This is a genomic window from Streptomyces sp. NPDC048416 (assembly GCF_043200435.1).
Lineage (GTDB): Bacteria > Actinomycetota > Actinomycetes > Streptomycetales > Streptomycetaceae > Streptomyces.
Genome location: NZ_JBICXU010000011.1, coordinates 173,576 through 194,406, shown reverse-complemented (window position 1 = coordinate 194,406; position 20,831 = coordinate 173,576). Strand labels below are relative to the sequence as shown.

At 71.9% G+C, this 20,831-nt stretch carries 18 protein-coding genes and 1 riboswitch; of the genes, 5 read left to right on the top strand and 13 right to left on the bottom strand.

Translation table 11 applies throughout. The features are described from left to right. Positions 1-336 precede the first annotated feature (336 nt). Positions 337-1,254, top strand: a complete 918-nt coding sequence (locus tag ACGFW5_RS17160; protein WP_393835084.1) for a DUF6114 domain-containing protein — start codon at positions 337-339, stop codon at positions 1,252-1,254. Positions 1,255-1,413: 159 nt separating this feature from the next. Here the strand turns inward: ACGFW5_RS17160 and ACGFW5_RS17155 are convergent, their stop codons facing one another. Next, positions 1,414-1,578 carry an SCO1431 family membrane protein gene (locus ACGFW5_RS17155; protein WP_393835034.1) on the bottom strand — a complete coding sequence of 55 codons (165 nt, stop codon included), beginning with the start codon at positions 1,576-1,578 and terminating at the stop codon, positions 1,414-1,416. A gap of 302 nt (positions 1,579-1,880) precedes the next feature. Next, on the bottom strand, positions 1,881-3,245 hold the full coding sequence (locus ACGFW5_RS17150; protein ID WP_393835033.1) for a peptidase C39 family protein: 1,365 nt from the start codon (positions 3,243-3,245) through the stop codon (positions 1,881-1,883). Positions 3,246-3,580: 335 nt separating this feature from the next. Here ACGFW5_RS17150 and ACGFW5_RS17145 point away from each other — a divergent pair, with 335 nt between their 5' ends. Together ACGFW5_RS17145 and ACGFW5_RS17140 are read left to right on the top strand one after the other, a co-directional pair. Further along, positions 3,581-4,231 (top strand): uridine kinase, encoded by a 651-nt coding sequence (locus tag ACGFW5_RS17145; protein ID WP_393835032.1) that lies wholly within the window; start codon positions 3,581-3,583, stop codon positions 4,229-4,231. A 331-nt stretch (positions 4,232-4,562) separates the two neighbouring features. Beyond that, a complete protein-coding gene (locus ACGFW5_RS17140) occupies positions 4,563-6,458 on the top strand; it encodes an AAA family ATPase (RefSeq protein WP_393835031.1) in 1,896 nt (631 codons plus the stop codon). On the opposite strand, the gene ACGFW5_RS17135 is transcribed toward ACGFW5_RS17140, so the two are convergent. The 10 genes from ACGFW5_RS17135 to ribD all read right to left on the bottom strand — a co-directional run bounded on the left by ACGFW5_RS17135 (position 6,459) and on the right by ribD (position 15,001). Continuing rightward, a complete protein-coding gene (locus ACGFW5_RS17135) occupies positions 6,459-7,562 on the bottom strand; it encodes a hemolysin family protein (RefSeq protein ID WP_393835030.1) in 1,104 nt (367 codons plus the stop codon). Then, positions 7,559-8,896, bottom strand: a complete 1,338-nt coding sequence (locus ACGFW5_RS17130) for a hemolysin family protein (protein ID WP_393835029.1) — start codon at positions 8,894-8,896, stop codon at positions 7,559-7,561. The genes ACGFW5_RS17135 and ACGFW5_RS17130 overlap by 4 nt, the downstream gene beginning before the upstream one ends. Before the next feature lie 183 nt (positions 8,897-9,079). Continuing rightward, positions 9,080-9,559, bottom strand: coding sequence for a PH domain-containing protein (locus ACGFW5_RS17125; protein WP_393835028.1), 480 nt, complete (start codon positions 9,557-9,559; stop codon positions 9,080-9,082). Between the two features lie 41 nt (positions 9,560-9,600). Beyond that, positions 9,601-10,458 carry an ATP phosphoribosyltransferase gene (gene hisG, locus ACGFW5_RS17120; RefSeq protein ID WP_393835027.1) on the bottom strand — a complete coding sequence of 286 codons (858 nt, stop codon included), beginning with the start codon at positions 10,456-10,458 and terminating at the stop codon, positions 9,601-9,603. A 48-nt stretch (positions 10,459-10,506) separates the two neighbouring features. Continuing rightward, on the bottom strand, positions 10,507-10,788 hold the full coding sequence (locus ACGFW5_RS17115) for a phosphoribosyl-ATP diphosphatase (protein WP_393835026.1): 282 nt from the start codon (positions 10,786-10,788) through the stop codon (positions 10,507-10,509). 35 nt (positions 10,789-10,823) lie between these two features. Then, the gene (gene ribH / locus ACGFW5_RS17110) at positions 10,824-11,309 is read right to left on the bottom strand and encodes a 6,7-dimethyl-8-ribityllumazine synthase (protein ID WP_393835025.1); all 486 of its coding nucleotides are present in this window, start codon (positions 11,307-11,309) and stop codon (positions 10,824-10,826) included. A gap of 47 nt (positions 11,310-11,356) precedes the next feature. Continuing rightward, entirely contained in the window at positions 11,357-12,655 is a 1,299-nt protein-coding gene (locus tag ACGFW5_RS17105; protein ID WP_393835024.1) for a bifunctional 3,4-dihydroxy-2-butanone-4-phosphate synthase/GTP cyclohydrolase II, read from the bottom strand. Beyond that, a complete protein-coding gene (locus ACGFW5_RS17100) occupies positions 12,652-13,296 on the bottom strand; it encodes a nicotinamide riboside transporter PnuC (protein WP_393835083.1) in 645 nt (214 codons plus the stop codon). The genes ACGFW5_RS17105 and ACGFW5_RS17100 overlap by 4 nt, the downstream gene beginning before the upstream one ends. 5 nt (positions 13,297-13,301) lie before the next feature. After that, the gene (locus tag ACGFW5_RS17095) at positions 13,302-13,910 is read right to left on the bottom strand and encodes a riboflavin synthase (RefSeq protein WP_393835023.1); all 609 of its coding nucleotides are present in this window, start codon (positions 13,908-13,910) and stop codon (positions 13,302-13,304) included. Between the two features lie 2 nt (positions 13,911-13,912). Beyond that, positions 13,913-15,001: a bifunctional diaminohydroxyphosphoribosylaminopyrimidine deaminase/5-amino-6-(5-phosphoribosylamino)uracil reductase RibD gene (gene ribD / locus ACGFW5_RS17090; protein ID WP_393835022.1), complete on the bottom strand. Its 1,089-nt coding sequence runs from the start codon at positions 14,999-15,001 to the stop codon at positions 13,913-13,915. 165 nt (positions 15,002-15,166) lie between these two features. Then, positions 15,167-15,297: riboswitch (FMN riboswitch) on the bottom strand. Positions 15,298-15,579: 282 nt separating this feature from the next. Here ribD and ACGFW5_RS17085 point away from each other — a divergent pair. After that, the gene (locus ACGFW5_RS17085) at positions 15,580-17,961 is read left to right on the top strand and encodes a chitinase C-terminal domain-containing protein (RefSeq protein ID WP_393835021.1); all 2,382 of its coding nucleotides are present in this window, start codon (positions 15,580-15,582) and stop codon (positions 17,959-17,961) included. A gap of 78 nt (positions 17,962-18,039) precedes the next feature. Here ACGFW5_RS17085 and ACGFW5_RS17080 read toward each other — a convergent pair whose 3' ends face one another. Continuing rightward, positions 18,040-19,179 (bottom strand): ROK family transcriptional regulator, encoded by a 1,140-nt coding sequence (locus ACGFW5_RS17080; RefSeq protein ID WP_393835020.1) that lies wholly within the window; start codon positions 19,177-19,179, stop codon positions 18,040-18,042. A 123-nt stretch (positions 19,180-19,302) separates the two neighbouring features. Here ACGFW5_RS17080 and ACGFW5_RS17075 point away from each other — a divergent pair, with 123 nt between their 5' ends. Continuing rightward, on the top strand, positions 19,303-20,505 hold the full coding sequence (locus ACGFW5_RS17075; protein WP_393835019.1) for an MFS transporter: 1,203 nt from the start codon (positions 19,303-19,305) through the stop codon (positions 20,503-20,505). The last annotated feature ends 326 nt before the right edge of the window (positions 20,506-20,831 follow it).

Genomic DNA, 20,831 nt, shown 5'->3' with positions numbered 1-20,831 from the left:
CTCAGGCTCCCCCGCCGCGGCGAGGCGGCCGCCGGTGCGGCCGGTGCCGCCAGTGCGGCCGGTGCGGGTGTGGCGGCCAGTGCCCCCGGTGGGGCCGGTGCGGCCGGTGTGCCCCGTGGGGTCGGTGCCACCGTTCTGTCCGATGCGGCCGAGGCCCCCCGTGCTGCGGGGCCCAGCGCGGATGTCGGGCCGCTCGCTGCGTTCGGGGTCGGCGTGCGGACCGGCCAGGGTGCGGGGCCCCGCAGCGGTAAGGGGGTGGGGCCCCGCACCGGCGGGCACGCCGGCACCCCTTGGGGCGCGCCCGTTCACCGCGCCGCGGGCGAGGGCCCGGGCCGGGTGCGGGCCGGGTGGCTGGACAAGCGGCTGCCGCTGCCCGAGGCACGGCGGGCACTGCGGGGCTGGCGGCGGACACGGCCGTTCTGGGCGGGGCTCTTCCTGGTCCTCGGCGGCGCCGAACTGCTCGCTGTGCCGCTGTCCCCGCTCACCATCCTGGTCAGCCTCGGGATCGGCGGGATCGCCGCGATCGGCATCGGTCTCGCGCTCGTCGTCGCCGGTCTTTTCCTCTGGTTCCTGCCGCACACCCGGCACTACGTTTCCCTCAACGCCCTGATCCTTTCGGTGCTCTCCTTCGCGGCCACCAACCTGGGCGGGTTCCTCGTCGGGATGGCGCTCGGCATCACGGGCAGCGCCATGGGGTTCGGCTGGACACCGAAGGAGGCGAACGCGGGACGCGTACGCGGCGCGCGCACCCAGCGCACCCAGCGCACGCTCGCCGCGGCCCTGCCGGTGGCCCTGCTGGCCACTCTCGGACCGCGGCCGGCGACGCAGGCGCCACAACCCGGCGTCGTCGTCGCGCCCGTGGTGGCGCCGACGGTCACCACCACCCGTTTCGCCCCCAACGGCTTCCTGTTCGCCGGGGTGACGACCGTGCCCACCGCGCACGGCCCCCTCAAGGTCATGGTCCTCAGGATGACATCGGCCTCGCTCACCTACTACCGGCTCGACACCCACGACGGACACGACGAACTCGCCCTGGGCGCACGCTCGTTGGACCTCAGCGGGAACGTGACGCTCTACCTCAGCAAGTTCAGCGGCTGCCTGGAGGGGCTGCTCTGCGTCACCTTCGATCCCAACACGCTCCCGGTTCCGCCGATCGTGCCGCCCTTCGTCTTCATGACCCGGGTGACGGCCGAACAGGCCCTGGTCACCTCGGACTCGATCGTCGCGAACGGACTGACCCTGGGGGCATCGTGATCAAGATGCGTCGTCAACAACCTGCTGCACTTCGTGACCTCGGGGACGTGCCTCGCACTGCTCGTGCTCGGGGGCGCCGTGATCGGCAGCCGGCGTGGTCCGGCCGGGCCGGGGCGCGGCCTCGCAACGCCTCGGGCCGCGCCGTACCGCCTCGTCCGGCTACAGCAGCCCCAGCTGCGTGACCAGCATGGCGACGACCACCACGAGGGTCCAGCCCAGGACGTGCTCAAGGATCTTGGGGCCGGTGTCCTTGGGGCCGCCGGTACGGGCGCGGAGCTCGGCCAGGGCGCGGGGGTCGTCGAGTGTGGTGGCAGGCAGGGTCATGGGTACTCACTCGGTCGTGTGGCGGTGCACGGTCCCCCCGGTGACCGTTCCACAGTGCCAGCGGACCGGGCCCCCGGGGTAGAGACGTTCATCACTGCCCCGCCGCGCGGTCCCCCCGCGCGGCGGACACCGACAGCCGTGCGGGCCTTGCGCCGCCCGGGCAGCGGGGCCACGGTCACGCGGCGATGACGCACACCGCCTGTGCCGGACACCACGTTCCGCGTCCCACCCAGTTCCGCGGCCCCACCTGGCCCCCCCGCGGGCGAGACTTCGGCGACGGCCGTCGTGTCCACCCGCCGTCGTCACACCACGCCCACCTCGGCCAACGCGTGCCGCTGCCCGGGGGTCGGGTCGGACGGCCAGTACAGGTAGCAGACGCCGCCCGACCCTGAGGACACCTTGCCGCTCGCGTTGTAGCGCTTGGTCCTCAGCCAGACGTTCTCGAACTCGCGCCTCAGGTAGACCCGGCGCACCGACGCGTCGTCGGGCGCCGGGGGGTCGTGGGCGATCACGTCGCCGTCCTCGGTGAAGCCGGTCACCGTCATCAGGTGGCCCGATGTGCCGTAGCCGGCGCCGGTCAGCTCGCTCGCGAGGAAGGACTGGGACGTTATGGCCGGGATGCCGGCGCGCACCAGCGTCTCCACGTCGTTCAGGGAGCGCAGCCGGGTCACCACCGCGCTCAGGTCCCGGTAGGTGGCGGCGTACGCGGCGTTGAAGGGCCAGTTGCCGCAGCCCGCGTACTGGTAGTCGTAGGTCCCCCTGGCCGCCTGGCAGACCTGCGGGTCGGTGTAGGACGGGTCGACCCAGGCGAGGTCGGCGGGGCTCGGCCGGCGCCCCCAGTGCTCGATGATCATCTGCGAGGAGGTGGGGCTGCACCAGGCCTCGCCGCCGTTGTCGTACTGGGGGTACTGGCCCTTGTGGATCTCCTGCGAATAGCTCGGCACGGTCAGCTCGCCCGCGAAGGCGGGGACCGAGGCGTCCACCGTGAACCGGTCGGGGATGTCGGAGGCCATGGCGCCCACCCGCCACACGGTCGGCGTGAGCCGGCTGCCGGGTGGGCGGTAGAGGGTGACGCGCAGCCGGTAGGCGGCCAGGCGCAGACCGGTGGCCGGGGCGTCGATGGCGAAGGTGTCCGTGGAGATGGAGCTCTTGCCGTCGCCCTGGCCGTCGACGGAGGTGCGCCGGATGTCGGCGTCGCCGTCGCCCGCCGTCCAGCGGCCCATGACGTACGCCGGGGTGGCGGTGCCGTCGGTGTAGGTGCCCAGCAGTTCGATCTGGAGCCAGGTTCCGGCGGGGGTGTGCGCGTTCCAGTGGGCGACCGCTTCGGTGGCGGGGACGCGGGTGATGTGCTGGGGGGAGGTCCAGCTCGCGTACTCCCAGGTGGCGCTTTTGCCGGTGTGCGGGTCGGTGTAGGCGGTGCTCCCGGCGGGCCGGGCGATGACGATGCCGGGGCGGTGGCCGGCTGTGGCGCGCACACCGTGCGCGGTGCCCGAGCGCCACTGCGCGTACGAGGTCCAGGCCTGGTTGTCCACGAGTTGCGGGCCCTGTCTCGGTCGGGACGCGCCGCCGGACGCGAGCGCAGGCGCACCGGAGGCGGTCACGGCGGCGCCGGCCGCGAGGGCGACGGCCGCGGCGAGGACGGTTCTGCGCGGGGTGGGGCTGGTCATGAAGAGGACCCCCAGTCGGTTACGTATGGGGTGGTGCGTGCACGACAGCGGGCCAACTATCTCGGGTCGGGGCGTCCTTCTGCCAGTGCTTCGGCACGCGTCACGCCGCCAATATCCGTCCCCCATTGGTCTCGACCACTGGCGTAACCTTGGCGGACGGAAATCCTCCGGTCCCGGACCCGGGGGCGGACCCCGAGGGCGGACCCCGGGGGCGCCGACCGCGACCGCGCCAGGGCCGGCACCCGAACCATACGAAACCACCCCGCACCGGCACGGACACCAGCACCAGCACCAGCACCAGCACCAGCACCAGCACCAGCACCAGGCAGGATGCCATGAACAGCACGCCGCACCCCGGTACCTCCGTGCAGCAACTGGCCGCTCTCGTCCAGGCGTTGCCGCCGTCCTGCGGGCCGGTACGGCTGGTCGCGGTGGACGGGCACGCGGGCTCGGGCAAGTCCACCTTCGCGGGGCGGCTCGCGCAGGCGCTGGGCGGGGCGCCGGTACTGCACCTGGACGACCTGGCAAGCCACGAGGAGTTCTTCGGCTGGACGGAGCGGCTGCGGGGCCAGGTGCTCGACCCCTTCGCGCGCGGCGAGACCGCCCGGTTCGAGCCGTACGACTGGCACCTGCGGCGCTTCACCGACCCGCGGCCGCTGCGGCCGGCGCCCGTGGTGCTGGTGGAGGGCGTCGGGGCCGGCCGCAGGGCGCTGCGGTCCTCGCTAACCCTGCTCGCCTGGATGGAGCTGGACGCGGAGACGTCCTGGGCGCGGGGCCGGCGCCGCGACGGGAGGGGGCTCTCCGCCTTCTGGGACGAGTGGACGGCGGCGGAGATGTGCCATTTCGCCGAAGATCCCTCACGTCCCTTCGCGGACGCCCTGGTACGCCAGGTACCGGAGGGGTACGAGTGGCGTGAGGGGCCGGAGTCGACGCATCGTGCGGCCCATTCGCTCACCCTGCGTAACGGCCTCACCCCGCCTCGCTGAACAGTCGCAAATCAGCCCACACAGTGCCTCAACTCCGCTTGACCCAGGGGCCATACAGGTCTTACGTTCTCATTGTGCGGCTTTCCGAAGTCGCCGCGGACGCGAAGCCCCCGGTTGTTCCCCCGTGATCGGGGGCTTCGTTCTGTCCCTTCCGCCCCTTCTGGGCCACCGAGCAGCGCCTTTCGCTCACCCTCGGTCACCGCCAATGCCCCCTTCGCGCCCCCTACGGCCGCAGGCCCCCCGCGGGTACGATGCCCTCGGTGCGGTCAACTCCCGTCAATTCCCATGGGCGAATTGGCGGTTCAGCACGGGGCACGGTGTGGGGGACGTGATGGACTTCGGCACTACGGGCGCGCACGCCCCGGCCGATCTCGCCTGGCTGCGCGGCGTGGATGCGTACACCATGGGCGCGTATCCGCAGGCCGAGGAGGAGTTCCGCACGGCTGTGCGGCTCGACCCCTCGATGGCGGACGGCTGGCTCGGGCTGCACGCCCTGCGCGTGGACACGACGACGGCGCTGCTGCGCATGTATCGCCACCGCGAACGGTTCGGCGAACAGCGGTCGAGCCACCACCGGACCCTCAACTCCTGGTACTGGCTCGGCTGGTGGGTCCAGCCGGTCCTGGAAAGCCCGCGCGATCTGCTGCTCGCCCACGCGTCGCACTGGCTGGACGGACGCCATGTCCCCGAGCTCGACCGGGCGTTGGCCGGCCTTCCGCCCGTGGACACCGACCCGCAGGTGCGCTTCCTGCACGCCTGCCGGGCCTACCTGGTCAAGGACTGGGACCAACTGGTGCGCCACACCGAGCCGTTGGTGGACGACCCTCTGCTCGGCATCGAGGCCGGCCTGTTCGGCGGCATGGCCCGGGTCCGGCTCGACATGTTCGGCCAGGCCGAACCCCTGCTCTCGGCCGCGCTGATGCGCTGCCGCAGCGAACAGCCCCAGCGCAAGGAACTGCGGTACTGGCTCGCCCGCGCGCACGAGGGCACCGGGCGCTCGGCGGCCGCCCTTCCCCTGTACCGGGCGGTGCACCGCGTCGACCCGGCGTTCATGGACACCGCGGCGCGGCTCACCGCCATCACCGAGAACGACGGGTTCGACGGCTCCGACGACTCCCCCGACCTCGCCGCGGTCGCCCTGTCCGGCTTCGGCGACACCGTGGAGGCCGAGGCCGAATCCGTCCTCGGGCTCGATCCGCCGGACGGGCGCGAGCTCAGGCTCGCCCCGGAGACCCAGGCGCCGCTGCCCGGTGCGTCCGGCGCCGCCCGCGACGGCGCACGGGACAAGCCGGGTCTGCCGGCACAGCCAGGAGCCCCGCGCTTCCCGGCCGGCCCCACCGACTCCGCCCTGCTCGCCGAAGCGCTGGCCGAGCTGGAGCGGATGGTCGGCCTCGAACCGGTCAAGCGTCAGGTCAAGGCGCTCTCCGCGCAGCTCAACATGGCGCGGCTCAGAGCCAGCCAGGGGTTACCCGTCCAGCCGCCGAAGCGTCACTTCGTCTTCTCGGGTCCCTCGGGCACCGGGAAGACCACCGTGGCCCGCATCCTGGGCCGGGTCTTCTACGCGCTCGGCCTGCTCGGCGGCGACCACCTCGTGGAAGCCCAACGGGCCGACCTGGTCGGCGAGTTCCTTGGCCAGACCGCGGTCAAGGCCAACGAGCTGATCGACTCGGCACTGGGCGGCGTGCTCTTCGTCGACGAGGCGTACTCGCTCTCCAACTCCGGCTACAGCAAGGGCGACGCGTACGGCGACGAGGCCCTTCAGGTGCTCCTCAAGCGCGCCGAGGACAACCGCGACCACCTGGTGGTCATCCTGGCCGGCTACCCCGAGGGAATGGACCGGCTGCTCGCCGCCAACCCGGGCCTGTCCTCCCGGTTCACCACCCGCGTCGACTTCCCGTCCTACCGTCCCCTGGAGCTGACCTCGATCGGCGAGGTGCTGGCCGCCGAGAACGGGGACGCCTGGGACGAGGAGGCCCTTGACGAGCTGCGCTCGATCAGCGGTCACGTCGTCGACCAGGGCTGGATCGACGAGCTGGGCAACGGCCGCTTCCTGCGCACCCTGTACGAGAAGAGCTGCGCCTACCGGGACTTGAGGCTGTCGATGTATCCCTCGACGCCCACCAGGGACGATCTGTCCACGCTACGGCTGCCCGATCTGATGCAGGCCTACGGAGAGGTCCTGTCGGGTCGCGGCCCGGTCCGCCGCGACCCGCCGGACACCCCCTAGCTACCCGGCAAGCGCCTGCTGCGCCTGTTCGCCGCGGGGCTCGGCGAAACGCGTCAGCGGGGTGGGCTCCTCGCGGTGCGCGGGGTCGCGGACCTCGCCCACCAGCATTTCCAGCATGTCCTCAAGGGCGACCAGACCGATCACCCGCCCGGAGCCGTCCGTGACCTGGGCGAGGTGGGTCGCCGCGCGGCGCATCACCGTCAGGGCGTCGTCCAGGGGCAGCTCGGCCCGCAGGGTGGCGAGCGGGCGCCACAGCTGCTGCGGCACCGCGCGCTCCCGTTCCTCCACGTCCAGTACGTCCTTGACGTGCAGGAACCCCATGAAGGCGCCGTAGGCACCGCCTTCGGCGCACACCGGGAAGCGGGAGTAGCCGGTGCGTACCGTCAGCTCCTCCAGCTCGCGCGGTGTCACCGAGCAGCCGACCGTGACCAGCGAGTCCCGGTCGAGCAGCACGTCCGTCACCGGGCGGCTGCCCAGTTCCAGGGCGTCCTCCAGGCGTTCCTGCGCTTCGGGTTCCAGGAGCCCGGCCTGGCCGGAGTCCTCGACGAGCCGGCCGAGCTGGACGCTGGTGAAGACGGCCTCCACCTCGTCCTTGGGCTCGACCCGGAACAGCTTGAGGATCAGGCGCGCGCACGCGCCGAGCGCGATCGTCACCGGCTTGCAGACCCGGGCGAAGGCGACAAGGCCCGGGCTGAACCAGAGCGCGGTCCGCTCGGGCGCCGCCATCGCCAGGTTCTTGGGGACCATCTCCCCGATGACCAGGTGCAGCGACACCACGAGGGCCAGCGCGATGACGTAGCCGAGCGGATGGACCAGCCCCTCGGGGATCCGGACCGCCTGGAAGGCGGGTTCGAGAAGCCGGGCCACCGTCGGTTCGGCGACCGCGCCGAGCGTCAAAGAGCAGATGGTGATGCCGAATTGGGCGGCGGCCATCATCTGCGGCAGGTTTTCGAGGCCGTGCAGCACCTGGCGGGCCCGCGAGGACGAGGCGGCGAGCGGTTCGATCTGGCTGCGGCGCACGGAGACCAGCGCGAACTCGGCGCCGACGAAGAAGCCGTTGGCCAGCACGAGCAGCAGCGCGAACAGGAGTTGGAGCACGCTCATCGAGCCGCCTCCGCCACGGGTGCGTCGGCCGCGCGTACGAAGCGGACCCGCTCGGCGCGGTAGCGCTCGACCTGGCGGACCTGGATCCGCCAGCCCGGCAGCTCGACCCGGTCGCCGGGGACCGGGATGCGGCCGAGCAGGTCGGCGACGAGGCCGGCCACGGTCTCGTAGGGGCCCTCGGGTGCTTCCAGTCCTATCCGGCCCAGGTGCAGGACGCGGCAGCTGCCGTCGGCCTCCCACGCGGGCCTGCCGTCCTCGCCCGCCACCGCGGCGAGCTCGGGCCGGCCGGCGTCGGCGCCGTCGTGCTCGTCGCGGACCTCGCCGACCAGCTCCTCGACGATGTCTTCGAGGGTGACGACGCCGGCCGTGCCGCCGTACTCGTCGACGACGACGGCTATCGGCTGCTCGCTGCGCAGGCGTCCAAGGAGCTGCTGCACGGGCAGCGTCTCGGGGACGAGCAGCGGCGGCACGGCGATCAGACCGACCGCGGTGCGCAACCGCTCCTCGGGGCGCACCGCGAGCGCGTCCTTGAGGTGGACCATGCCGACGACCTCGTCGATCCGCTCCCGGTAGACGGGGAAGCGGGAGAGCCCGGTGGCCCGGGTGAGGTTGAGGACGTCGGCGGCGGTCGCGGTGGTTTGCAGGGCGCTGACCTTGACGCGGGGGGTCATCACGTTCTCCGCGGTGAGGTGGCCGAGCGAGAGGGTCCGTACGAAGAGGTCGGCGGTGTCCTGTTCCAGGGCGCCGGCCTGCGCGGAGTGCTTGACCAGGGAGACCAGTTCGCCGGGCGTGCGGGCCGAGGCCAGCTCGTCGGCGGGCTCCACGCCGAGCGCCCGCACCAGACGGTTGGCGACGGTGTTGAGCAGGGCGATGACCGGCCGGAAGAGCCGCGAGAAACGGCCCTGCGGTCCGGCCACGAACCTGGCCACCTGGAGCGGCTTGGACACCGCCCAGTTCTTCGGTACGAGTTCGCCGATCACCATCTGCACGGCGGCGGCGAGCAGCATGCCGAGCACGACGCTGATGCCGGATGCGGCGCCCGCCGGAAGGCCGGTGGCGCCGATCGGTCCGTCGAGCAGGTCGGCGAGCGCGGGCTCGGCGAGCATGCCGACGACGAGCGAGGTGATGGTGATGCCGAGCTGGGTGCCCGAGAGCTGGAAGGACAGCTCACGCAGGGCGCGCACCACGGTGCGGGCCCTGCGGTCGCCCTCGGCGGCGGCGCGCTCGGCGTCCGGCCGGTCGACGGTGACCAGGCCGAATTCGGCCGCCACGAAGAAGCCGTTGGCGAGGATGAGAAGGAATGCCGCACAGAGCAGCACGAGTGAGATGGTCATGCCGCCGCCTCCTGGGAGGGGGCGGCGCAAGTACTACCGGACGATCCGTCCATTGCTGGAGGGAGTCACTCCTCGGGTCGCAGGTGCCCCGCGGCCGATGACGCTGGCCCGTGTGCGGGGCGGGGCGCGCTCGGCGCCGCCGACATCAGGGTAATCAAGATGGTGCCAGGTGGGGCAGGGGGCTCAGCCGTTGTCGTGAGCCGCGCCGGGTGCGTCGGTGCGCGTGCCGTGGGTTTCCGCGAGCGCGCGCAGCGCCTTGGCGTGGCGGATGGCGCGCGCCCGGCCGCTCGCGGGCTGGATGCCGAGGACGGGCAGGCTGGTGCCGTCGCTGAGGTCGAGGAAGACCCAGGGGTCGCCCTGGCGGAGGTTGACCCGGACGATCTCCGCCCAGGCCAGTCGGCGCCCGCCGGTGAGATTGGTCACCGTGACGCCGGTGTCGTCGGCGACGACCTTGGGCCGGCTGAGCAGCAGGAGCACCCCGGCGAACAGGGCGGCCATCAGGATGAAGCTGCCCCGCTCGCCCCCGCTCAGGGTCTCAAGGAGCAGCGACATCACCGTCATCGCGATAAGCATGGCGGCTGCGCTGCTCAGGAGGACGGCCCGGGTGACGGTCGGCCTGAAGGTGACCGGCAGGGCGGGCGGCTGAGGTGCGGGGGCGGACACGGTGTCGTTCGCTTTCGTCTTTGTCGCGGTACCGGGTGGCGTCAGAGGCGGCAGGCGTGGATGGCCGTGGTGAGGATCGCGCGGGCACCCAGCTCGTACAGGTCGTCCATGACGCGCTGGGAGTCCTTGGCGGGGACCATCGAGCGGACGGCGACCCAGCCCTCGTTGTGCAGCGGGGAGATCGTCGGCGATTCGAGGCCCGGCGTGAGCGCGACGGCCCGCTCCAGGTGCTCGGCTCGGCAGTCGTAGTCCATCATCACGTAGCTGCGGGCCACCAGGACGCCCTGGAGGCGGCGCAGGAACTGCTCGACCTTCAGCTGTACGGCGCTGTCGGGCTCGGCGCCGGTGCGGCGGATGACGGCCGCCTCCGACTTCATGATCGGCTCGCCGAAGACCTCGAGGCCCGCGTTGCGCAGCGAGGTGCCGGTCTCCACGACGTCCGCGATGGCCTGGGCGACGCCCAGTTCGATCGCGGTCTCCACGGCGCCGTCGAGGTGCACCACGGAGGCGTCGACGCCGGACTCGGCCAGGTACTTGCCGACGATGCCCTCGTAGGAGGTGGCGATCGTCTTGCCCGCCAGGTCCGCGACGCCCGACACGGTGCCGGGCTTGGCCGCGAAACGGAAGGTGGAGCGGGCGAAGCCGAGCGGCAGGATCACCTCGGCGCCGGCGCCCGAGTCGATCAGCAGGTCCTGGCCGGTGATGCCGATGTCGAGCTTGCCCGCGGACACGTAGATCGCGATGTCCTTGGGGCGCAGATAGAAGAACTCGACCTCGTTGACGGGGTCGACGCAGACGAGTTCCTTCGACTCCTTGCGCATCCGGTAGCCGGCCTCATGGAGCATCGCCGACGCAGGTCCGGACAGTGAACCCTTGTTGGGGACGGCGATGCGCAGCATGAGATCGGCTTCCTTCGCTTCGGAGAGGGTGGTGCGGTGCGGGCGTGCTCAGAGGTGGGCGTAGACGTCGTCGAGGGAGATCCCGCGCGCGACCATCATCACCTGGACGTGGTACAGCAGCTGCGAGATCTCCTCGGCGGCGGCTGCCTTGCCCTCGTACTCGGCGGCCATCCAGACTTCGGCGGCCTCCTCGACGACCTTCTTGCCGATGGCATGGACGCCCTTGTCCACCAGCTCGGCGGTGCGGGAGGTGGACGGGTCGCCGTTGGCGGCCTTGAGCTGGAGCTCGGTGAAGAGCTCTTCGAAGCTCTTGGAAGGTTTGTTCGCCATGATGCTTCTTAGGGTAAGGGGTGGTTTCCGGTCGCTCAGCGCCAGGGTTCGCTGACCGTGCGCAGCGTGGCCGCGGTGGCGACGGCGGCGGTGACCGCTTCGTGCCCCTTGTCCTCGTTCGACCCTTCGAGGCCGGCCCGGTCCAGGGCCTGCTCCTCGGTGTCGCAGGTCAGCACGCCGAATCCGACGGGTACGCCGGTGTCCACGGTGACCTGGGTGAGGCCGTTGGCGACACCCTGGCACACGTACTCGAAGTGCGGGGTGCCACCCCTGATGACGACGCCGAGCGCGACGATGGCATCGTAGCCGCGGCCCGCGAGCACCTTTGCCACGACCGGCAGTTCGAAGCTGCCGGGGACGCGCAGCAGCGTCGGCTCGTCGATGCCGAGCTCGTGCAGGGCGCGCAGGGCGCCGTCGACGAGTCCGTCCATCACCTTCTCGTGCCACTGTGCCGCGATCACGGCGACACGGAGGTCTCCGCAGTTGCGTACGGACAGTTCGGGTGCGCCCTTGCCGCTCACGTGCTCTCCTTCAGGTGTTTCCGGTGTGCTGTCTGGCTTTACTTGGCTTACTGGTTGCCGCAGGCCGACATCGGCGACGGGGCGCCGTCCAGCCAGGGCAGGTCGTGCCCCATGCGGTCCCGCTTGGTGCGCAGGTACCGCAGATTGTGCTCGCCGGCCTGGACGGGCATGGGCTCGCGGCCCGACACCGTCAGGCCGTGCCGGACCAGTGCGGTGATCTTGTCGGGGTTGTTGGTCATGAGCCGCAGGCTGTGCACGCCGAGGTCGGCGAGGATCTGGGCGCCTGCGGCGTAGTCGCGGGCGTCGGCGGGCAGGCCGAGTTCCAGGTTGGCGTCGAGGGTGTCACGGCCGCGCTCCTGGAGCTCGTACGCCCGCAGCTTGGACAGCAGGCCGATGCCGCGGCCCTCGTGGCCGCGCAGGTAGACCACGACGCCGCGGCCGGCCTCGGTGATGCGTTCCATGGAGGCCTGGAGCTGGGGCCCGCAGTCGCAGCGCAGGGAGTGGAAGATGTCACCGGTCAGGCACTCGGAGTGGACGCGGACCAGGACGTCCTGGCCGTCGCCGATGTCACCGTGCACCAGGGCCACATGCTCGACGCCGTCGACGGTGGAGCGGTAGCCGTACGCGGTGAACTCGCCTGCGGCGGTGGGCAGATGGACCTCGGCCTCGCGGCGCACGGTCGGCTCGGCGGAGCGCCGGTAGGCGATCAGGTCCTCGATGGAGATGATCGTCAGGCCGTGCTTGCGGGCGAACGGCACGAGTTCGGGCAGGCGCAGCATGACGCCGTCCTCGCCCGCGATCTCGACGATGGCGCCGGCCGGGGCGAGCCCGGCGAGCCGGGCGAGGTCGACCGCGGCCTCGGTGTGGCCGTTGCGCACGAGGACGCCGCCGGGCTTGGCGCGCAGCGGGAAGATGTGGCCGGGGCGGACGAAGTCGCCGGAGGCGGAGCGGCCGTCGGCGAGCAGGCGCAGCGTGGTGGCGCGGTCGGCGGCGGAGATGCCGGTGCTCACGCCGTGCGCGGCGCTCGCGTCGACGGAGACGGTGAAGGCGGTCTTCATCGACTCGGTGTTGTGCTCGACCATCTGCGGCAGGTCGAGCCGGTCGAGGTCGTCGCCCTCCATGGGAGCGCAGATCAGGCCGCGGCACTCGCTCATCATGAACGCGACGATTTCGGGGGTCGCCTTCTCGGCGGCGATGACGAGGTCGCCCTCGTTCTCGCGGTCCTCGTCGTCGACGACGACCACGGGCCGGCCGGCCGCGATGTCGCGGATGGCCTGCTCGACGGGGTCGAGGGACAGGTCCTCGCGGTTGTCGGTGGAGTACCAGGTGGGTGCGTGCGTGGTCATGCCGTCGCTCCTTCCAGGACGGGCTTGACGCTCATGCGCGAGCGCAGCCACCAGTCGCGCATGCCCCACAGGACGAGCGCGCCGTAAATGACGTAGACGAAGCCGGAGAAGGCGTAGCCGTTGGCGAAGTTGAGGGGGACGCCCACGAGGTCGACCAGGAGCCAGGCGAACCAGAACTCGACCATGCCGCGGGCCTGGGCGTACATGGCGACGATCGTGCCGACGAAGACGTACGCGTCGGGCCACGGGTCCCACGACAGGGCGGGGTAGGCGGTGAAGAGACCGGCCACGGCGACCGTGCCGACGGCGGCGGCGCCGAGCAGGACGGCCCGCTCGCGCCAGGTGGCGAACCGTACGGCGATGGAGCCGTCCTGCGCCTGCTGCTTGCCGCGGGTCCAGGCGAGCCAGCCGCCGGCCGCCACGACCATCACCACGACCTGCTTGCCCGCGCTGCCGGTGAGGTGCCCGGCGGCGAACGCCACGAACAGGATCAGGCCCGAGACGAACTGGGCGGGCCAGGTCCATATCGAACGGCGCCAGCCGAGCGCGAGGGCGATCAGGCCGATGGTGTTGCCGGTCATGTCCGACCACTTGATGTGCTGCCCGAAGAGGGTGAAGGCCTCGCCGTTCAGCCAGTTCACTGCGCTCACTTGTCGGTCCCCCCGTGGCTCGCGCCGAGCAGCCGCTCGACGTACTTGGCGATGACGTCGACCTCCAGGTTGACCGGGTCGCCGGGCTGCTTGATGCCGAGCGTGGTCAGGGCGAGGGTGGTCGGGATGAGGCTGATGGTGAAGTGGTCGGCGGCGGCGTCCACGACCGTGAGGCTGACGCCGTCGACGGTGATGGAGCCCTTTTCGACGACGTACTTGGCCAGGTCACCGGGGAGGGCGATCTTGACGATCTCCCAGTTCTCCGAGGGCGTGCGGGCCAGCACCGTGCCGGTGCCGTCGACGTGGCCCTGCACGATGTGGCCGCCGAGCCGGTCGCCGACGGCCATCGGCCGCTCCAGGTTGACCCGGGAGCCGACCTCCAGGGCGCCGAGGCTTGAGCGCTTCAGCGTCTCGTCCATCACGTCGGCGGTGAACTCGCCGTCGCCGAACTCGACGACGGTCAGACACACCCCGTTGACGGCGATGGAGTCGCCGTGTTTGGCGTCCTCGGTGACCAGGGGGCCGCGCAGACGGAAGCGGGAGGCGTCCCCCAGGGTCTCGATGGCGGCGACCTCGCCCAGCTCTTCGACGATTCCGGTGAACACGGTCAGCGCTCCTTGGCGAGTGGGGTGGCGGTGATGCGCAGATCGGGTCCGAGGCGCACGGCCTCGGTGATGGTGAGCCGCAACGCCTCGGTGATGGTGGGGATTCCCGCGTCGGCGAGCGCGGTGGGCCCGGCGCCGAGCAGGGCGGGCGCGAGGTAGCCGACGACCGTGTCGACGGCGCCCGCGGCGACGAAGGCGCCGGCCAGGGTGGGCCCGCCTTCGAGGAGTACGGAGCGCACGCCCCGGGTGTGCAGGGCGGCGAGCAGCGCGGGGATGTCGAGGCCGGTGGCGGCGCGCGGCAGGCGCAGCACCGCGTCCTTCGGCAGGTGGGCCGCGTCGGCGTCCTCGGCGACCGCGATCAGGGTGTCCGCCGCGCCGTCGAGGATGCGGGCGCCGGGCTTGACGGCGCTCGCGTTGGTGTCGACTGCCAGGCGCAGGGGCTGAGTTGCCCCCTCGATGCCGCGGGCCGCCAGGTGCGGGTCGTCGGTGCGGGCGGTGCCGGAGCCGACGATCACGGCGTCGGACTCGGCGCGCAGCCGGTGGACGTCGGCGCGGGCTTCGGCGGAGGTGATCCAGCGGCTGGTGCCGTCGGCGGCGGCGGTCCTGCCGTCCAGGGTCGCCGCGTACTTCCAGGTGACGTGCGGGCGGCCCAGGCGTACGGAGGTGAGCCAGGCGGTGTTGCCGGCCTCGGCCTCGTCGCCGAGCAGCCCGAGCTCGACCTGGACGCCGGCCGCGCGCAGGGTGTCGGCGCCGCCGGTGGCCTGCGGGTTCGGGTCGGCGACCGCGTACAGGACGCGGGTGACGCCGGCCTCGATGAGCGCCTGGGCGCAGGGGCCGGTGCGGCCGGTGTGGTTGCAGGGTTCGAGGGTGACGTAGGCGGTGCCGCCGCGAGCGCGCTCACCCGCGGCCCGCAGGGCGTGGACCTCGGCGTGCGGCCCCCCGGCCCGCTGGTGGTGGCCCTCGCCGACGACGGTGCCCGATGCGTCGGTGATGACGCACCCGACGACCGGGTTGGGGCTGGTGGAGCCGAGCCCGCGCGCCGCGAGCCCAATGGCTCGGCGCATGGCGTCTGCGTCGGCTGCGGTGGTCACCGGGTCCTCCTGCCTCTTCGGGCACGGACTCCGGGGCCTGTCGATGACGACAGAGAGCGGGACAACAGACCATCGCGCACAGCTCACGCCACGGCCGAAAGAGACCGGTGCCATGGATGGCGACCGGTAACAGACGGCCGGCGCGACCGTGGAACGGTCCGCCCGCCGCGCACTGCCTCCCATCCGGACTTTCACCGTCGGTCCAGGAGTTTCACCTGGTCAACCGGCCGCTGGATGCGGACGGGTCGCGGACTGTAACCGCCGGTTCGGAATTACACCGACCCCGGAGTGCGCTGCTGCTGGTACAGGGTCAGTGTGCCACGGCTGACGGAAAGCCATACGGGCGAGGCGATGTGGCCTGACTCACAGCCCGGCCGACGCCTCGGGGCCGCCTCCGGCGCGGACCTGCCGGGGCCGCCGCGACCCCATTGGTCCATACCTATTGACCGTACTGGTCTAGTCCTCTTAATCTCTGCGTCACCTCCGAGGAGAGGCCCGACGGTGTGCGCACGCCGGGGCCGTGCACGACCACCGCCCTGTTCGCTGTGTTCCGTCCCACCTCCCAGGAGGAACCGCTCGTGCTCACCCCCACCCGCAGACGGGCCGCGCTGCTCACGACCGCCACGGTGGTCGCGGGGCTGCTGTTCGGCTCGCTGTCCACCGGCGTCTCGCAGGCCGCCGTGGACAACGAGGCCTGCCGGCCCGACGGGCTCTACAAGACTCCCGGCGTCGACGTCCCGTACTGCTCCGTGTACGACACCGACGGCCGCGAGAAGATGGGCGCCGACCACCAGCGCCGTGTCATCGGCTACTTCACCGGCTGGCGCACCGGCCAGGACGGGACGCCCGCCTACCTCGCCTCCGACATCCCGTGGGACAAGGTCACCCACATCAACTACGCCTTCGCGCACGTCGGTCCGGACAACAAGATCTCCGTCGGGAGCGACAGCGAGAAGAACGCCGCGACCGGCATGACCTGGCCGGGCGTGGCGGGCGCCGAGATGGACCCCGCACTCCCCTACAAGGGCCATTTCAATCTGCTCAACAAGTTCAAGAAGCAGCATCCCGACGTCAAAACCCTGATCTCCGTGGGCGGTTGGGCCGAGACCGGCGGTTACTTCGGCGACGACGGCAAGCGCGTGGACTCCGGCGGTTTCTACGCCATGGCCACCAACGCGGACAGCTCCGTCAACCAGACCGGCGTCGACACGTTCGCCGACTCGGCGGTCGCCTTCATCAAGAAGTACGGCTTCAACGGCGTCGACATCGACTACGAGTACCCGACGACCATGAAGGACGCGGGCAACCCGCTCGACCTGACGATCTCCAACGCCCGCAGGGCCGGGCTCGTCAAGGGGTATGCGGCCCTGATGAAGTCACTGCGCGAGAAGCTCGACCGCGCGGGGGCGGCCGACGGCAAGCACTACCTGCTCTCGGTCGCGGCGCCCTCGTCGGGCTATCTGCTGCGCGGCATGGAGACCTTCCAGGTCCAGCAGTACCTGGACTACGTCAACATCATGTCCTACGACCTGCACGGCGCCTGGAACCAGTACGTCGGCCCCAACGCCTCGCTCTTCGACGACGGGAAGGACCCCGAACTCGCGGCCGCCGGCGTCTATTCGACCTCCCAGTACGGCGGGATCGGCTATCTCAACGCCGACTGGGCCTCCCACTACTTCCGCGGCTCGATGCCGGCCGGGCGCATCAACATGGGCCTGCCGTACTACACGCGCGGCTTCGAGAACGTGCAGGGCGGCACCAACGGCCTGTGGGGCAAGGCGCCCTCGACCACCTGCCCGGCCGGCGCCGGGCTCACCACCTGCGGTGACGGGGCCGTCGGCATCGACAACCTCTGGCACGACCTGGACGCCAACGGCAAGGAGGCCCCGGCGGGCTCCAACCCGATGTGGCACGCCAAGAACCTGGAGAAGGGCATCGTCGGCGACTACGTCACCCAGTACGGCCTGCCCGCCGACACCAGGCTGACCGGCACCTACGTCCGCAACTACGACTCCACGCTGGTGGCGCCCTGGCTCTGGAACGACCAGAAGAAGGTCTTCCTGTCCACCGAGGACGAGCAGTCGGTGAACGCCAAGGCCGACTACGTCGTGGACCAGGGCATCGGCGGCACCATGGTCTGGGAGCTGGCCGGCGACTACGGGTGGAACGCGGCCAAGGGCCAGTACGAGCAGGGCTCGACGCTGACCAGCGCGATGTACGACACATTCAAGTCGGCCACGCCGTACGGCAACAGGCGCTCCACCATCGACCTGCCCTCGAAGGCGCTCGACATCGGCGTGGACTTCGGGCAGTTCCCGCTCGGCGACTCCAACTACCCCATCAGCCCCAAGGTGACGCTCACCAACCACACGAAGGCGACGCTGCCCGGCGGTACGGAGTTCCAGTTCGACTACGGCACCTCCGCGCCGGCCAACGCCAAGGACCAGTCCGGCTTCGGCACGACGGTGGTACGCAGCGACCGCACCGCCGCGAACAACATCGGCGGCCTCAAGGGCGACTACAACCGCGTCTCGCTGAAGCTGCCGAGCCGGCAGTCGCTGGCGCCGGGCGCCTCGGTCACCCTCGACTTCGTCTACTACCTGCCGGTCTCCACCCCCTCGAACTGGACGGTGACCTTCGGTGGCACGACCTACGCGCTGGCAGGCGACCACACCCGGGGGGCGACCGTGACGGATCCGGGCACCTCTTCGCCGTCCCCGGCACCGACCACGACACCGACCACGACGCCGACGCCCTCGGGCTCGGCGAGCCCTTCACCGTCCCCGACGCCGTCCGGCGGCACGTGCGCGGCGCCGCTCTGGTCGGCGGGCGCGTCGTACGGCGGCGGCACGACCGTCTCGTACGCGTCGCACACCTGGAAGTCCAAGTGGTGGACGAAGGGCGAAGAACCGGGTACTACCGGTGACTGGGGGGTCTGGCAGGATCTCGGCGCCTGCTGATCCGGCCCTCCGTCCAGACGCCCGGCGGCGGTCTCCCGGCCCTTGGCCGCCGTCGGGCTCCTCCCATGGGGCGTGCTCTCACGCCCTGGGTGCGAAGAGCTCGTCCTGAGCGGCGTCCCTCGCGGTCAGCAGGGCGCCGCCCAGAACCGCGCGGTCGCCCAGGGCGCTCGGTCTGACCTCGGTGGCGAGCGGGGTGAGGGCGGACAGGGCGCGTTGCACCCGGGAGGCCAGCAACGGGCCGCCCGCATGGCCCAGTTCACCGCCGAGCACGAGCAGGCCGGGATCGAGGACAGCGACCACACTCGCCGCTCCGATCGCCAGGCGCGCGGCCAGCGCGTCGAGGAAGGGCCCGTCCGCGTCGCGCACCACCTCCTCCGCGCTGCCGGTCCTGCCGTGCTCGGCCGCCAGCCGGGCCACCGCTCCCGCGTGTGCCAGCGCGTGGAAGCCTCCGTCGCAGCCGGTCGCGGAGGGCAGCCCTCCGGTGCCGGGCACCGGCATGAACCCGATCTCGCCTGCGCCGCCCGAAGCGCCCTTGCGCACCTTTCCGTCCAGGACGACGGACGCGCCGATGCCCTGGCCGAGCCACAGCAGGACGAAGGTGTCCTGCCCGCGCGCCGCGCCGAGCCGCTGCTCGGCCACGGCCGCCAGATTGGTCTCGTTCTCGACGAGCACGGTGGCGGGCAGCCGCCGGGACAGGACGCGGACGAGTTCGCGGTGCCAGGCGGGCAGCCCGGTGGTGTCGCGCAGTTCGCCGCTCGCCGGGTCGATGAGGCCGGGGGCGCCGATCCCGACGCTGTGCAGCCGCTCGGCGCCCGCCTCCTTCGCGGTGCGCTCCAGGAGCGCCACGACCTGCTCGACGGCCGGCCCGGTCCCGGCCCCCGGCTCGACCGGCCAGGTCGCCTCGGCCAGCGTCGTGCCCAGCAGATCGGCGACCACGAGCGAGACGCCATGGGTCCGTACGTCCAGGGCCGCCAGGTGGGCCCGGTCGGCCACGATCGCGTAGAGGCGCGCGTTGGGGCCGCGCCGGTCGGCGCCCGACTCCCCCACGACATGGACGAGGCCGGAGCTCTGGAGGCGTTCGACGAGGTCCGCGACGGTGGGCCGGGAGAGCCCGGTGAGATTCTTCAGCTGGCCTGCCGTCAACGGGCCCTCGTCCTGCAGGAGACGCAGGGCGAGCCGGTCGTTGATGGCCCGGGCGGTGCTCGGGGATGCGGGCATACCGGGGATCCTTCCAGATCGCCGAAAGCGGGTTGCGACCCGTCCTATTTATCAGGCAGGGTTCCTGATAGTTTACGCCCCGGCGGCCGCCGAGCCGCCCCGCAGCGAGGGAGGGACCGGGCGATGGAAGCCGAACCGGCTCTGGATCAACGGCAGTTGAAGCGAGCGAGGATCGCGGTCGCAGCGGTCTTCTGTGTGCACGGCGCGGTGACCGGCAATTTCGCCACCCGGGTCCCCTGGATCCAGGAACACGCCGGGGTCTCCGCCGGACAGCTCGGGCTCGCCCTCGCCTTCCCGGCGATCGGCTCGTCGCTCCTGATGCCGCTGTCCGGCGCGATCACCCACCGGTTCGGGGCACGCAACGCGCTGCGCGGGCTGCTCGCCCTGTGGACGCTGGGCCTCGCGCTGCCCGCGCTCGCGCCGAACGTCTACACCCTGTGTGCCGTTCTCTTCGTGTACGGCGCGAGCTCCGGCATGGCGGACGTGGCGATGAACGCGCTCGGCGTGGAGACGGAGAACCGGCTCGGCCGCTCGATCATGTCCTCGCTGCACGGCATGTGGAGCGTGGGCGCGCTGATCGGCTCGGCGGCCGGCACCCTCGCCGCGCACCTGGGGACCGACGCGCGGCTGCACCATGCGGTCGCGGCGGCCGCATTGACGGTGCTCGGCCTCGTGGCCTGCCAGGGCGTCCTCGATCTGCGCAGCGCGCCGGACGAGGAGCCGCCGCCCCGGTTCGCGCTGCCGCCCAAGTCGGCGCTCATCATCGGCCTGGTGGGGTTCTGCGCGGTGTTCGCCGAGGGGGCGAGCCTGGACTGGTCGGCGGTCTACCTGCGTGACGTACTCGACACGTCGGCCGGCACGGCCGCCGCGTGCACCACCGGGTTCACGCTGACGATGGCGGTGGCGCGGCTCATGGGCGACAAGGGCGTCGACCGCTTCGGCGCCGTGCGCACGGTGCGCGCCGGCGGGCTTCTCGCCACCCTGGGCGGTGTGCTGGTGGTGTGGGCGCCCGGCGCCGCCGTCGCGATGGGCGGCTTCGCGATGATGGGTCTCGGCGTCGCGGTCGTCGTGCCGTTGGCGTTCGCGGCGGCGGGCCGCAGCGGCCCCCGGCCGAGCCAGGCCATCGCGGGCGTCGCGACGATCACGTACACCTCGGGCCTTGTCGCCCCCTCCGCGATCGGCGGTGTCGCCGATCTGACCTCCCTCATGGTGTCGTTCGGCCTGGTGACCGTGCTCGCGCTGGGGCTGGTGGCGGGGGCGAGGGTGCTGCGGGCGGGAGCCCGCCCGCGGGAGGCCGTGGGCGCGGCGCCGGCCCGCCAGAGCTGAACCGGCACCGCGCATCCCGACGGCAGGTCGGTCGGACCGCAGTCGGCCGGACCGCAGATCGGCCGGTCGGACCGCAGTCGGCCGGACCGCAGATCGGCCGGTCGGACCGCAGTCGGCCGGACCGCAGGTCGGCCGGCCGGACCGCCGCCGGGGGCCGGCTTCGACAGGGCCGTGTGAGCGGAGGGCCCGCGTCTCCAACCGGCCATGCCCCGGCGCGAATGCACGCACGGGACCGCCGGCCGTCGACGCTCGGGTAAGTGCCGCACCCGGTCCGGCATTAGCATTTGGCCTGATCTTTTCGCATCACCGACCCCTACGGACGAACT

Bases quoted from the DNA above. Each gene is read 5' to 3' on its own strand.
- ACGFW5_RS17155 (WP_393835034.1), bottom strand. From the start codon at position 1,578: ATGACCCTGCCTGCCACCACACTCGACGACCCCCGCGCCCTGGCCGAG.
- ACGFW5_RS17150 (WP_393835033.1), bottom strand. From the start codon at position 3,245: ATGACCAGCCCCACCCCGCGCAGAACCGTCCTCGCCGCGGCCGTCGCC.
- ACGFW5_RS17145 (WP_393835032.1), top strand. From the start codon at position 3,581: ATGAACAGCACGCCGCACCCCGGTACCTCCGTGCAGCAACTGGCCGCT.
- ACGFW5_RS17140 (WP_393835031.1), top strand. From the start codon at position 4,563: ATGGACTTCGGCACTACGGGCGCGCACGCCCCGGCCGATCTCGCCTGG.
- ACGFW5_RS17135 (WP_393835030.1), bottom strand. From the start codon at position 7,562: ATGAGCGTGCTCCAACTCCTGTTCGCGCTGCTGCTCGTGCTGGCCAAC.
- ACGFW5_RS17130 (WP_393835029.1), bottom strand. From the start codon at position 8,896: ATGACCATCTCACTCGTGCTGCTCTGTGCGGCATTCCTTCTCATCCTC.
- hisG (WP_393835027.1), bottom strand. From the start codon at position 10,458: ATGCTGCGCATCGCCGTCCCCAACAAGGGTTCACTGTCCGGACCTGCG.
- ACGFW5_RS17115 (WP_393835026.1), bottom strand. From the start codon at position 10,788: ATGGCGAACAAACCTTCCAAGAGCTTCGAAGAGCTCTTCACCGAGCTC.
- ACGFW5_RS17105 (WP_393835024.1), bottom strand. From the start codon at position 12,655: ATGACCACGCACGCACCCACCTGGTACTCCACCGACAACCGCGAGGAC.
- ACGFW5_RS17080 (WP_393835020.1), bottom strand. From the start codon at position 19,179: ATGCCCGCATCCCCGAGCACCGCCCGGGCCATCAACGACCGGCTCGCC.
- ACGFW5_RS17075 (WP_393835019.1), top strand. From the start codon at position 19,303: ATGGAAGCCGAACCGGCTCTGGATCAACGGCAGTTGAAGCGAGCGAGG.